Below are 12,876 nucleotides of genomic sequence, written 5' to 3'. Positions count from 1 at the left end.
CGCGCTGCCCCACGCCGCCCAGGCGGGCGCCTGGCCCATGTCGGACGGCCACGGGCTGGCGATCCTGAAATACGAGGACCAGCAGGCTGACGAGGGGTTTGATCCCGCCGGCCAGTTGCTCGCCATCGATCATCGCCGTGACGAGAGCCTGTCGCTCTACACTGAGTATGGACTGACGAAGCGTCTCACCCTGCAGGCCAAGGCCGGGGTGACCCGCGGCCACGACCGTTTCGTGGCCTATGATGGACGGGGGCCGATCGAACTGGGGCTGCGATACGCCGTGGTGCGTACGGATCGATCAGTCGTCAGTTTTTATCTGGGCGCCGCCAAGGACGGAGTGGGGCGCAACGCTGGCTACGCCGCGCCGGGCAGGGGCGACGCCGTCCTGGAAGCCCGGCTGCTGGCGGGGACGTCGCGCGACTGGCGCGGACGCCACGTGTTCGGAGACCTCCAGGTCGCGCGGCTCAAGCGGAGCGGCCTGGCCGACGAGACGCGCCTCGACGCCACCCTGGGCCTTCGTCCCGCAAAGTCCTGGCTATTGCTGGCCCAGACCTATGCCGGCAAGGCGGACTCTCGACCCATCGGGTCGCGCTGGATCAAGAGCGAGTTATCGGTGGTTCGTGACCTGGGCGATTGGAGCGTGCAGGCTGGGTGGCGGCAGACGCTAGCCGGTCGGGAGACTCCGGCCGATCGGGGTGTCGTCCTGGCGGTCTGGCGCAGGTTCTGACTGTTTCAAAACTGAGACATCCGGTCATCTGTGTGTCACTGGACGCGGGTTAGAGCAGGCGGCATATGAGCCACAGTGCACAAGCTAGGCCGACTCTCCTCGGCGCCCGGAGCTTTTCGTGATCCGCAGACACTTCTTTCTCGTCGCGGCGGTCGTCGCTGTTCTGCTGATGCTGCTGGTCGGGGGGCTCAAGCTGGCCTTCGGCGGCAAGGCCCCCAACCAAGGCGGGCCCGGCGGCGGTGGGGGTGGCGGTCGCGCCATCGCCGTGTCGCAGATCACCGTCAAGCCGCGCGATTTCACCGACCGGGTGGAAGTGCTGGGCGTGGCCAAGGGCCGCCAGTCGGTAACCATCACCTCCAACACCGCCGAACTGATCACCAACGTGCACTTCAGTGACGGCCAAGCTGTCTCCAAGGGCCAGGTGCTGGTCGAACTGAAGGCCGACCAGGAGAACGCCGGCATCGCCGAGGCCCAGGCCCGCTACGCTCAAGCCGACCGCGAATACACGCGATGGAAGACCCTGGCCGACAAGGGGATCGCCCCACGCGCCACCGCCGAGCAATATCTGGCCGCCCGCGACACCGCCCGCGCGGCCGTCAGCTCGGCCAGCGCCCAAAAGCTGGACCGGGTAATCCGCGCGCCGTTCTCGGGCGTGGTGGGCATTTCCGACATCGCGCCGGGCGCCTTGATCAGCCCCGGAACGCCGATCGTCAGTCTGGACGACGTTTCGATGATCCGCGTCGATTTCTCGGTGCCCGACCGCTATCTGCCGATCCTGCGCAACGGCCTGATGATCACCGCCGCGCCGGACGCCTTGCCGGGCGAGACCTTCACCGGCCGGATCGCCCAGATCGACACCCGCATCGACCCCGCGACCCGCGCCCTCAAGGCTCGGGCCGAATTTCCCAATGCTGGCGGGCGCTTGAAGCCTGGCATGCTGATCAAGGTCGGCATCGACCAAGGCCAGCACCAGGCCCTGGCCGTACCGGAAGCCGCCATCCAGTTCGAGGGGACCCAGGCCTCGGTGTTTCTGATCGCCAAGGGCCCCAAGGGCCAGGTCGCTCGTCGCACCACGGTGCAGACCGGCCTGTCGTCCGATGGGTTTGTCGAGATCGTCTCGGGCCTGAAGGCTGGTGACAAGATCGTCGGCGACGGCCTGAACCGCGTGCAGGATGGCGCGCCGATCGGCGGCGGACAGCCGGGCGCGGGCAAGGATGACAAGGCCCAGGGCGGCCAGCCCGGCAAGAAGGCCGGCTGATGCTTTCCGACCTTTCCGTACGCCGCCCAGTCTTCGCGGCCGTCGTCGCGATCATCCTGTGCGTGATCGGCCTGGCCGCGTTCAGTAGCCTGGCCATCCGTGAGCTGCCCAATGTCGACCCGCCGGTGGTGTCGATCTCGACCACCTATACCGGCGCCTCGGCCGAGGTTATCGAGGAGCGCATCACCCAGGTGATCGAGCGCCAGGTGGCCGGCATCCAGGGCATCGACCGCGTCAACAGCTCCTCGCGCGACGGCCGCTCGCAGATCACCATCACCTTCACCCTGGATCGCGACCTCGACGCGGCCGCCAACGATGTGCGCGACGCCGTCAGTCGGGTGACCTCGAACCTGCCCGACCAGGCCGATCCGCCACAGATCGCCAAGGCCCAGGCCGACAGCTCGCCCATCGTCATCCTGAACCTGACCTCAAAGACCCTCTCGCCGCTGGAATTGGCCGACTATGCCGACCGCTATCTGGTCGAGCGCCTGTCGACCGTGCCGGGCGTGGCCCAGGCCGGCTTGAACGGCCAGCTCTACGCCATGCGCATCTGGCTCGATCCCGACGCCATGGCGGCGCGCGGCGTGACGGTCGATGACGTCGAGGCCGCGCTGAACAGTCAGAACGTCGAATTGCCGGCAGGGGCGCTGGAGGGTGACTCCAAGGACTTCACCATCCGCGTCGCCCGCAGCTACTCCAAGCCCGAGGACTTCGTGAAGCTGCCCCTGCGTCCGGCCGACGCTGGCGGCTTCGTGATCCGCCTGGGCGACGTGGCGCGGGTGGAGGAGGGCTCCAACGAGCGCCGCAAGATCTTCCGCGGCAACGGCGTCAACCAGGTCGGCATCTTCCTGACCCGCCAGTCCCAGGCCAATGACGTGGCCATCTCCAAGGTGGTCGACAAAGAACTGGTCGAGATCAACAAGACGCTGCCGATCGGCACCCAGCTGATCAAGGCGGTCGACAATTCGATCTTCACCGCCGAGGCGATCCACGAGGTGTGGGTCACCATGGGCATTTCGATCGGCCTGGTGGCCCTGGTCAACCTGGTGTTCCTGGGCAGTTGGCGCTCGGCCCTGATCCCCTCGATCATCGCGCCGATCTGCATCCTCTCGACCTTCATCATCCTGGCGCCGCTGGGTTTCTCGCTGAATCTGCTGACCCTGCTGGCCCTGGTGCTGGCCGTCGGCCTGGTGGTCGATGACGCCATCGTCGTGGTCGAGAACATCCAGCGGCGCGTGGACGAGGGCGAGCCGGCCAATGTCGCGGCCCTGCGCGGCACCCGGCAGGTTTTCTTCGCCGTGGTGGCCACCACCATCGTGCTGATCTCGGTGTTCGCGCCGCTGATGTTCCTGCCCGGCTATATCGGTCGGCTGTTCGTCGAGCTGGCCGTGGCCATCGCCGCCGCCGTGGCCTTCTCGGCCCTGCTGGCGCTGAGCCTGTCGCCGATGCTGGCCTCTAAGCTGCTGAAGCCCGCCTCGGGCGGCAGTTGGTTCAACCGCAAGGTCGACCACGCGATGGACCGGTTGAAGGACAGCTATCGCCATTCGCTGGAACGCCTGCTCGCCGCCCGCGCGGGCGCCATCGGGACGGGTGCCGTGGTGTTGGTCCTGGCCCTGGTGGCCGGCGGCCTGTTCGTCGCCCTGCCGCAGGAGCTGGTCCCCGCCGAGGATCGCGGCCGCGTCGATATCTCGATCAACGGGCCCGAGGGCGCGGGGTTCGACTACACGGTCAAGGCCGCCAACGCCGTCGAGAAGCAGCTTGAAAAGTACCGCGCCGACGGCGTCGCCGCACGGACCATCATCGCGGTGCCGCGTTTTGGCCAGAACCAGTTCAACACCGGCAATGGCGTGCTGGTGCTGAAGGGCTGGGGGGAGCGGAACAAGACCGCCGACCAGGTGGCCGCCGAGCTCAACAAGACCCTGAGCAAGATCACCGGCGTGCGCGCCGTGGCCAGTGTGCGCGGTGCCTTCCAGCGTGGCGGAGGCGGTGGCGGCGGCACCAATGTCGACCTGATCGCCACCGGCAACGACTATGTCGAGCTGGCCAACTGGCTGAAGCCGATCCTGGCTCAGGCCCAGGACAATCCGGGCCTGTCCCGTCCCCGCATCGACTATGAGCCCACCTCGCCGCGCCTGTCGGTGCAGATCGACCGCGACAAGGCCGCCAGCCTGGGCATCTCGGCCCAGTCGATCGGTCGGGCCCTGGAGACGATGTTCGGTTCGCGCCGGGCAACGACCTACATCAAGAACGGCCAGGAATACGACGTCATCCTGCAGTCCAGCCTCGAGCAGCGCCGCAGCCTGGCTGACCTGGACCGGCTGCAGGTGCGCACCCAGTCGGGCGCGCTGGTGCCGCTGTCGACCGTGGTCACCACCCAGCTGCGGGGCGACGCTCCGGACCGTCCACGCGTCGATCGCCTTCGCTCGGTGACCCTGACAGCGCAGCTGTCGCCCGGCTACACCGTCGGCGACGCGGTGAAATTCTTGCAGGACCAGGCCGCCGCCAATCCGAGCCCCGGCGTCAGCGTCAAGTGGGGCGGCCAGGCCAAGGACTTCCTGGAAGCCTCCGGCGCCGTCGGCATCGCCTTTGGCCTGGCCCTGCTGCTGGTCTTCCTGGTGCTGGCCGCGCAGTTCGAAAGCTGGATCCACCCGGCCGTCATCATGCTGACCGTGCCCCTGGCCGTTCTGGGCGGGCTGTTTGGCCTGCTGATGACCGGTTCGACCATCAACACCTACAGCCAGATCGGCCTGATCATCCTGGTCGGCATCGCCGCCAAGAACGGCATCCTGATCGTCGAGTTCGCCAACCAGCTGCGCGACGAAGGCCTGAAGGTGAAGGAGGCCGTGATCGAGGCCGCCGCTCTGCGCCTGCGGCCGATCATCATGACCTCGATCGCCACCGCCATGGGCGCCCTGCCGCTGATGCTATGGACCGGGGCGGGGGCGGGCAGCCGCAAGACCATCGGGGCGGTGATCTTTACCGGCGCGATCTTCTCCACCCTGCTGACACTGTTCATCGTCCCGGTGTTCTACAACCTGCTGGCCCGCTTCACGAAGTCTCCGGAGTGGACGTCGCGGCAGATCGAGGACTATGAAGCTCGCGAGAAGAGTGGTGAGGGGCAAGCCTCACCCGTCTGACCCGGGTGAGGAAGCATGGCTGAAGCCGTATTGGCGGCGAAGCGGCAGGAGCTTGCGCTTCTGCGTCGCATCGAGGAACGCATTCTCTGGCTGGCCTCTTGGACCATCCACAACGCCAACCACCTGCGCGAGAGCCGCGACGGCCTGAAGGTGGGCGGCCACCAGGCCTCCTGCGCCTCGATGACCACCCTGATGACCGCGCTCTACATGAAGGCGCTGCGGCCGCAGGATCGCGTGGCGGTCAAGCCGCATGCCAGCCCGGTGTTTCACGCCATCCAGCACCTGTTCGGCCGCCAGAGCCTGGACAAGCTGAAGGCGTTCCGCGCCCTGGGCGGGGCGCAGTCCTATCCGTCACGGACCAAGGACGTCGATGACGTGGATTTCTCCACCGGCTCGGTCGGCCTCGGCGTGGCCATGACCGCCTTCGCCTCGCTGACCCAGGACTACCTGGCGGCGCGCGGGTCGGTGAAGCCCGAACGGATGGGCCGGATGATCTCGCTGCTGGGCGACGCCGAGCTGGACGAGGGCAATATCTACGAGGCCCTGATCGAGGCTTGCAAGCACGACATCCGCAACACCTGGTGGATCGTCGACTACAACCGCCAGAGCCTGGACGCCACCACCAAGGACCGGATGTTCACCCGCTACGGCGACATCTTCGAGGCGGCCGGCTGGACGGTCGAGACGCTGAAATGGTCCAAGCGCCAGCGCGAGGCCTTCGCCAAGCCCGGCGGCGCGGCGCTGAAGACCTGGATCGAGACCGCCCCCAACGACCTCTATGCCGCCCTCAGCTACCAGGGCGGCGCGGCCTGGCGCGAGCGGTTGACCGCCGATCTGGCGGGCGAGGCCGAGACCCTGGCCTTGATCGCAGCCTACAAGGACCTCGACCTGGCCGAACTGATGACCGAGCTGGGCGGTCACTGCATGGAGACCATACTGGAGGCCTTTGAGCGGGCCAGTCAGGACGACGCCCCGCGCTTCTTCATCGCCTACACCGTCAAGGGCCTGCGCCTGCCGTTCCAGGGGCATAAGGACAATCACTCAGGTCTGATGACCGAGACCCAGATCTCGCAGCTGCGCGGCCGGCTAGGCGTGGTCGAGGGCGAGGAGTGGGACGCGCTGTCGGGGCTATCGGCCGCCGAGCACACCGCCCTGAAGGGCCTGGTCGCCCGCGCGCCGTTCGCCGCCAATGTCGAGCGCAACCACGTCGCCCCGATCATCGCCACGCCGACAGCGGACGAGCTTCTTGTCCCTGTTCTGGGCGGCGGCGAGCAGTCGACCCAGGCGGCGTTCGGCAAGGTGATGTTCGAGATCTCGCGGCGCGACGACGAGTTCGCCGGGCGGGTGGTGACCACCTCTCCCGACGTCACGGTCTCGACCAATCTCGGCGGGTTCGTGAACCGCCGGGGCGTATTCCAGCGCCGAGCGCATGAGGACGTCTTCAAGCGCTGGCGCATCCCCTCGGCCCAGGTGTGGTCCAAGGCCGAGACCGGCCAGCATGTCGAGTTGGGCATCGCCGAGAACAACCTGTTCATCGCCCTGGCCGCCTTGGGCCTGACCGCGCCGCTGTTCGGCGAGCGGCTGTTCCCGGTCGGCACGCTATACGACCCGTTCATCGCTCGGGGCTTGGACGCCTTGAACTACGCCTGTTACCAGGACGCCCGCTTCCTGCTGGTGGCCACGCCCTCGGGCCTGACCCTGGCCCCCGAAGGCGGCGCGCACCAGTCGATCACCTCGCCGCTGATCGGCATGGGCCAGCCGGGGCTCGACAGCTATGAGCCGGCCTTCGCCGACGAGACGGCGGTGCTGATGGCCCACGCCTTCGATCAGATCCAGGCCAAGGACGGGACCTCGACCTATCTGCGGCTCTCCACCCGGGTGATCAGCCAGCCCGAGCGGGCGGACGACGCCTGGCGCCAGGGCGTGATCGACGGCGCCTACTGGCTGCGGCCCCCGGCCCCCGGCGCGCGCCTGGCCATCGCCTATGCCGGGGCCCTGGCCCCCGAGGCCCTGGCGGCCTTCGAGGCGGTGCTGGAGGACGAGCCCGGCGCGGGCCTGCTGGCCATCACCTCGGCCGACGTGCTGCACCGCGACTGGACCGCCGCCGGCCGCTCGCGCTGGACCGACGGCGCGGCCCGCACCTGCACCATCGAGACCCTGCTGGGGCCGCTGGCGCGCGGCGCGGGCCTGGTGACGGTGATCGATGGCGCGCCGTCCACGCTATCGTGGCTGGGTTCGGTGCGCGGCATGCGGCTGCGGGCCCTGGGTCTGGAAACTTTTGGCCAGTCGGGCGACCTGCAAGACCTCTACGCCAAGTACCGCCTCGACGCCGACGCCATCCTGGACGCCTGCGCGGACGTGATGATCTAGCGCCGCTCGTCCCCTAGCTCGACCGCCTGGATCAGGTCTTCCAACACCGTGTAGGTCGCGGTGACCCGGGTGTCGGACCACAGGTGGCCCGAGTGGTCGTGGATGGACACCTGCAGCTCGGTGCTCAGGCGGCCGTCGGGCAGGTCCGTCACCGTCAGCAGATCGACGGCGGGGGCCATGGTCTCGAACAGGCGCTGGTAGAAGGCCCGCACGGCGGCCGGCCCCACCAGCTCGCCTCCGTCCAGATAGTCGAGGAAACGAACGTCGGGATGAAACAGCCTCATCAACCCGTCGAGATCGCGGCGATCCAGGGCGTCGTGCAGGCGGACGATCAGGGTGTTCGCTTCGCTCATGGTCGTCAGGTCCTGACCAGGGGTTCGGTGTCCATGCGCGCGATCAGACCGTCCCGGAGCGTGTAGTAATGTCGCACGCAGGTATCGGACCACAGCTTGCCGGTCGAGGCGTTGTGGACGGTCTGGTGGATATCGACGGCGATCCGGCCATCCGGTTGGACGGCGAAGGCCGAGGCGGCCAGCTCAACCCGGATCGACCGGTTCGTCTCCATCCAATAGGCCTCCATCGCGTCCTGCCCGATCACGCGCCCGGCGCCGGTCTGGTTGGGCCAGTCGATGTCGGCCGTGACTAGGGTCGAGAAAGCCACCCAATCGTTGCGGTTATAGGCGTCGAAGAATCGGGTGAGCAGCGCCTGGGCGTCTTCCATGGCTAGGTCGGGGGCGGCTTGTAACCGCTCTCCACCTTCAGATAGGCGATCAGGTCGATGCGGTCCTTGGGGTCGTGCAGGCCGGCGAAGGTCATCTTGGTGCCCGGCAGGTAGGTGCGCGGGTTGTCGAGCCACTTGTCCAGATGCTCGGCGTCCCAGGTGAAGCCGGCGGCGGCCACGGCGGACGAGTAGCTGTAGTCGGCCTTCGACCCCGCCTTGCGGCCGAACACGCCATGCAGGTTGGGGCCGGTCATGTTTGGCCCGCCCTCGGTGATGGTGTGGCACGAGCGGCAGAGGGCGAACTTGCTCTGGCCGTTCAGCAGGTCGCCGGTGTTGTAGGGGGCGGGGAGGGCGCCCAGCAGGGCCTGTCTTTCGGCGTCGGTGGGGGCCGCGGCGGCCGAACTGGCGCCACCCGCGCCCGAAGCCCCGCTTGGCGCCTTCGAGCAGCCCGTCAAAATTACGCAAAGAGCCGCGGTCGCGGCGAAATGGAACAGACGCATCAAGGGTCCCCAACTGTCATTATGTCGCAAGCTCTGCGGCGGCGCGCCGCATTCATTTTCTCACCCAACTGTGGGCCCGACGGCCAATATATAACGTTGTTATCCTGACAATGTCTCGCCACAGTTAGGCGCGCGCCCTGCGACAACGATCGCTATCTTACAGAATGCAAACGCAAAATGCCCGATTGCAAACCGTGGGTATGCACATAAAAAATTGACCGGAATTAACCATAAACGTACCCCTGATGAGGCCAGGGGGGCTGCCCTGGCGACCGGGATGGAAGCAAAATCATGGACTGGAACGAAGATCGCACCGCCACCCTCCGCAAGCTGTGGTTGGAGGGCATGAGCGCCAGCCAGGTGGCGAGACAATTGGGCGGCGTCAGCCGCAGCGCGGTGATCGGCAAGGTTCACCGCCTGGGCATCACCGTCCGCGACGTCCCCGCGCGCCAACGCAATGTGGTCCGCACCGCCAGCCGGGCTCAACCCCGCGCCCGCGACGTCCGCGAACTGACCAGCGCCGCGCGCCCGGTCATCCGCTACACCGCGCCGGTTGTCGAGATGACCGCCACCTCGAGCATATTGGGCCTCGAGACCCATTCCTGCCGCTGGCCGATCGGCGACGTCGACTCCCACGACTTCGGCTTCTGTGGCCGGGACAAGACCGCCCGCGCCTCCTACTGCGAAGACCATGCCCGCGGGGCGTTCCGCAAGCTGTCCTCCCCGGCCCAGGTCAAGGCCTGGGGCGCGCAACCCGCCCGCCTGGCCCAGTACAACGCTTGATCCGCCCTGACGCTGCAACCCGCTTCTGGAACGACCCCCATGAACATGGTCTTCATCGAAAACACCGCCGGCAGCAGCCAGGTCATCACCATCATCGAGGAGTTCGCCGGCCACTCGGTGTCGCGCGACCTCAACCCCGGTGAGAACACCCACATCCCGGTGGGCCAGTTCAAGTCGATCGTGGTGCGCGACACCTATCCCGACGACTGGTTGACCCGGGCCCGCGCCCGCAACGCGACGATCCCCAACTGACCACGAACCGAGCGGAGCGCGCGCGTCAGACGGGCGCCGCCCCCCTTCTCGAAGGCGAAAAACACAACGGCCCCGCGAAACCGCTCGCGGGGCTTTTTCGTGGGCGGAACCCCCATGGTTACTGTTACGTTAGGGTCGGAGAACGGTGGTAGATGATCGTTCACGCCACGGGGACCGGCGTCGGGCGTTTCCAAAATGTGCATTCGGGCGTGACGCGCGGGTGATCCGCGCGCCATGATTGTGCGACGGCTTAGCTTGTGGGATGAAAGCGCCCGGACGGCATGGGGGAACCATGTCAGATCACGATCAGGGGGAGGCCTGCGGTTTGCCGTTACCGACCTATGTCGGCTATCTGATGTATCAGACCGAGCAGCATCGGCGCGCCCTGGCGGCCGACTGCATCGCGCAACACGGCCTCAACTTCAGTAAATGGGTGGCCCTGGCCTCGCTGTCGCGGTTCGGCGAGTGCTCGATGACCCGCCTGGCCAAGCTGTCGGCCGCCGACCGCACCACCCTGACCCGCTCCATCGACGGCCTGATCCGCGAAGGCCTGGTCGAGCGCGGAGCGCAAGCCTCCGACCGCCGCAAGGTGGTGGTGCGCCTGACGACCGCCGGCGAAGAGTTGCTGGACCGCGTCCGCGAGGACATCCACCCGATCCACCAGGAAGTCTGCGCCGAACTCACCGAAGAGGAACAGGCCAACCTGGCGACCTACCTGCAGAAGATCCTCAGTGGACTGATCACAGAGCCGGAGTGGAAGCACGAGGTGCTGTCTTACGGCCCCGCGCCGTATGGGGGGGCTTGGGGGAGGGGGTAGGGAGCTACTCACGCCCCTCCCACACCGCTCATCCTCGACGAAAGTCGGGACCCAAGCCGAGTCTGCCGGCTTCGCTCTGAGAAGACAGCCCATCTCATCTTGGGTCCCGACTTTCGTCGGGATGAGCGGAATTTGGGGTAGACGGATGACCCCTAATCCTCGCCCTTCGGCCGCCCCCGCAACGCCTTCACCCCCGCCCGTTTCCCCTTCGTCTCCAGCCGCTTGAGCTTGCTGGAATAGGTCGGCTTGGTCGGTCGCCTCGGCTTCGGCTTCTCCGTCGCCTTGCGGATCAGCTCGACCAGCCGTTCGCGGGCCTCCTGGCGGTTCATCTCCTGGGATCGGCTGCCCTGGGCGAACAGCACCAGCACGCCGTCGAGGGTTATGCGGCTGCCGCCGAGCGCTTCAAGGCGTGTCTTGACGTCCTCGGGTAAGTTCGGGGAGCCCCGGACGTCGAACCGTAGCTCGATCGCCGTCGAGGTCTTGTTGACGTGCTGGCCGCCGGGCCCCGAGGCGCGGGCGGCCTTTTCGACGATCTCGTCGTCCTCGATCCGCAGCCAGGACGTGATCTCGATCATTTGACCACGCGCCGCGCCTTGACCACGGCGGTGTCGAGCGCCTGCAGGAACTTGGAGCGGTCGTTGGGGCCAAAGGCCTTGGGGCCGCTGGTGATCTCGCCCATCGAGCGCAGGTGCTCGCCGATCATCCGCGAGGCCAGGGCCGAGCCGATGGTGTCCATGGTGAACAGCCGCCCCGTCGTGTCCAGGGCCTGGCCGCCGGCCTTCAGCACCCGGTCGGCCAGGGGGATGTCGTTGGTGATCACCACGTCGCCGGGGCCGGCCCGCTCGGCGATCCAGTCGTCGGCGATGTCGGGACCCGCGTCGACCACGACCTGCTCGATGGCCGGGGTCAGGGGCGTGCGGATCCAGCTGTTGGAGACCACGAAGGTCTTCAGGCCATAGCGGGCGGCGACCTTGTAGACCTCGTCCTTCACGGGGCAGGCGTCGGCGTCGATATAGAGGATTGTTTTGTCAGGGACGGGGGTCATGACCCGTCTCGTAGCGCCTTCCCCAGCTTGGCGCCAAGCGTGGTGACGGCCTCGACCGCCACGGGCGAGACATGGGTGAAGTTGGCGAAGCCGTGGGCCTGTTTGGCGTAGGTGGTCAGGTCGACCGCGATCCCGGCCGCCTCCAGCTCTTCGGCATAGAGCATGGCGTCGGGCAGGACCGGGTCCAGTCCCGTGCCACAGACCAGGAAGGTGGCCGGGGTGGTTGGGCCGACGGCGTCCAGCAGCGATGGGGCGGCCGCGCCGGCCAGCTGGGCGTTGATATAGGCCACGGCCAGGCGACCGATCAGCCGGGCGTCGCGCAGCAGGGTCTGGCTCCACATAGCATCGTCCAGATGCAGCAGCGGATAGAAGAAGCCCTGGGCGCGCACGGCGCCGGGGCGCTCAGCATTGGCCTCGGCCGCCACGGTCGCCGCCAGATAGGCTCCGGCGCTGTCGCCCGCCACGGCCAGGCGGTCTGGATCGACGCCCAGGTCGGCGGCCTCGCGCAGCAGCCAGGCGAAGGCCGCGCGGGCGTCGTCGATCTGCGACGGGAAGGGGTGTTCGGGCGCCAGGCCATAGCCAGCCGAGATCACCCGCGCGCCCGAGGCGTCGGCCAGGCGATGGCACAGGGCGTCGTGGGTCTCGATGTCGGAGATCACGAAGCCGCCGCCGTGGAAGAACAGGATGGCCGGGCCGGGCGTCGCCGCGCCCATCGGCACGTAAAGCCGCGCGGGGCGCCAGCCGGTGGCGGCGGGATAGTCGAGATTGCGGATCTGAGCCAGGCGCGGCAGCTTGTGGTCGCGTCGTGCTGTCGCCAACCGAACGGCCTGCCGGACGCGGTCGAGTCCGAACCGATGGACGCCAGAGACCCGCTCGGCGAAGAGGCTGTGCAGAGGCGCGATCATGGAATTCACTTGCTGGGTGTGCGAGTGAATACTTACATATCCTGAGTTGGGCGTCTAGTGGTCCCGCTTGGCGGGCGCTCGCGGCTGGGTGGGTCGAACACGGCTAAGGCCTTGGCGGGGGTTGAGCCTTCAAATTCGCCTACAGCGCGAACAGTCGGTACGGAAAATTCGCTCAGATTTTAAGCACAACATGGTTGCCTGTGTGCTTTGGCGGCGGCCTGGCGATAGCGGTCACGTCGCCGGCAAAAGGCCCGGTCGCCGCCTTGAACCTCGGCGCGGGACCATTAGGTATCCATCCGTGGAGCCGCCTCTGGCCGCTCCTGCCCTTCCTGGGCGTTTCCTCCCTAATGACTGCCCGGCC

The 12,876-nt window shown here is 67.5% G+C and carries 13 protein-coding genes; 7 read left to right on the top strand and 6 right to left on the bottom strand.

Annotated features, from left to right (window positions below):
- Window positions 1-37 precede the first annotated feature (37 nt).
- The 4 genes from ACP694_RS11160 (at window position 38) to ACP694_RS11145 (ending at window position 7,492) form a co-directional block, all read left to right on the top strand.
- Window positions 38-727, top strand: coding sequence for a hypothetical protein (locus ACP694_RS11160; protein WP_426012369.1), 690 nt, complete (start codon window positions 38-40; stop codon window positions 725-727).
- A 118-nt stretch (window positions 728-845) separates the two neighbouring features.
- Window positions 846-1,985 carry an efflux RND transporter periplasmic adaptor subunit gene (locus ACP694_RS11155; RefSeq protein ID WP_426012367.1) on the top strand — a complete coding sequence of 380 codons (1,140 nt, stop codon included), beginning with the start codon at window positions 846-848 and terminating at the stop codon, window positions 1,983-1,985.
- Window positions 1,985-5,122 (top strand): efflux RND transporter permease subunit, encoded by a 3,138-nt coding sequence (locus ACP694_RS11150; protein ID WP_426012365.1) that lies wholly within the window; start codon window positions 1,985-1,987, stop codon window positions 5,120-5,122. The genes ACP694_RS11155 and ACP694_RS11150 overlap by 1 nt, the downstream gene beginning before the upstream one ends.
- A gap of 15 nt (window positions 5,123-5,137) precedes the next feature.
- On the top strand, window positions 5,138-7,492 hold the full coding sequence (locus ACP694_RS11145) for a transketolase (RefSeq protein ID WP_426012363.1): 2,355 nt from the start codon (window positions 5,138-5,140) through the stop codon (window positions 7,490-7,492).
- Here the strand turns inward: ACP694_RS11145 and ACP694_RS11140 are convergent.
- The 3 genes from ACP694_RS11140 to ACP694_RS11130 are packed head-to-tail and all read right to left on the bottom strand — an operon-like array spanning window position 7,489 to window position 8,713.
- Window positions 7,489-7,845 (bottom strand): nuclear transport factor 2 family protein, encoded by a 357-nt coding sequence (locus ACP694_RS11140; protein WP_426012361.1) that lies wholly within the window; start codon window positions 7,843-7,845, stop codon window positions 7,489-7,491. The two genes, ACP694_RS11145 and ACP694_RS11140, sit on opposite strands and share 4 nt — an antisense overlap.
- 5 nt (window positions 7,846-7,850) lie before the next feature.
- Window positions 7,851-8,213, bottom strand: a complete 363-nt coding sequence (locus ACP694_RS11135) for a nuclear transport factor 2 family protein (RefSeq protein WP_426012359.1) — start codon at window positions 8,211-8,213, stop codon at window positions 7,851-7,853.
- A 2-nt stretch (window positions 8,214-8,215) separates the two neighbouring features.
- Window positions 8,216-8,713, bottom strand: coding sequence for a c-type cytochrome (locus tag ACP694_RS11130; protein WP_426012358.1), 498 nt, complete (start codon window positions 8,711-8,713; stop codon window positions 8,216-8,218).
- A 291-nt stretch (window positions 8,714-9,004) separates the two neighbouring features.
- On the opposite strand from ACP694_RS11130, the gene ACP694_RS11125 reads away from it, so the two are divergent.
- From ACP694_RS11125 to ACP694_RS11115, 3 genes are all read left to right on the top strand, one after another.
- The gene (locus tag ACP694_RS11125) at window positions 9,005-9,496 is read left to right on the top strand and encodes a GcrA family cell cycle regulator (protein WP_426012356.1); all 492 of its coding nucleotides are present in this window, start codon (window positions 9,005-9,007) and stop codon (window positions 9,494-9,496) included.
- Window positions 9,497-9,535: 39 nt separating this feature from the next.
- Complete coding sequence (locus ACP694_RS11120; protein ID WP_426012355.1) at window positions 9,536-9,748, top strand: hypothetical protein; 213 nt, start codon at window positions 9,536-9,538, stop codon at window positions 9,746-9,748.
- 292 nt (window positions 9,749-10,040) lie between these two features.
- Window positions 10,041-10,565 (top strand): MarR family winged helix-turn-helix transcriptional regulator, encoded by a 525-nt coding sequence (locus ACP694_RS11115; protein WP_426012353.1) that lies wholly within the window; start codon window positions 10,041-10,043, stop codon window positions 10,563-10,565.
- A gap of 152 nt (window positions 10,566-10,717) precedes the next feature.
- Here the strand turns inward: ACP694_RS11115 and arfB are convergent, their stop codons facing one another.
- The 3 genes from arfB to ACP694_RS11100 are packed head-to-tail and all read right to left on the bottom strand — an operon-like array spanning window position 10,718 to window position 12,515.
- Complete coding sequence (gene arfB / locus ACP694_RS11110; RefSeq protein ID WP_426012351.1) at window positions 10,718-11,140, bottom strand: alternative ribosome rescue aminoacyl-tRNA hydrolase ArfB; 423 nt, start codon at window positions 11,138-11,140, stop codon at window positions 10,718-10,720.
- Window positions 11,137-11,610: a YaiI/YqxD family protein gene (locus tag ACP694_RS11105; protein WP_426012349.1), complete on the bottom strand. Its 474-nt coding sequence runs from the start codon at window positions 11,608-11,610 to the stop codon at window positions 11,137-11,139. Before ACP694_RS11105 ends, arfB begins: the two co-directional genes overlap by 4 nt.
- Window positions 11,607-12,515 (bottom strand): alpha/beta hydrolase, encoded by a 909-nt coding sequence (locus tag ACP694_RS11100; protein WP_426012348.1) that lies wholly within the window; start codon window positions 12,513-12,515, stop codon window positions 11,607-11,609. The genes ACP694_RS11105 and ACP694_RS11100 overlap by 4 nt, the downstream gene beginning before the upstream one ends.
- Between the last annotated feature and the right edge of the window lie 361 nt (window positions 12,516-12,876).

Source organism: Caulobacter sp. DWR2-3-1b2, assembly GCF_049896345.1.
Lineage (GTDB): Bacteria > Pseudomonadota > Alphaproteobacteria > Caulobacterales > Caulobacteraceae > Caulobacter.
This window is presented reverse-complemented; position numbering and strand designations above follow the sequence as displayed.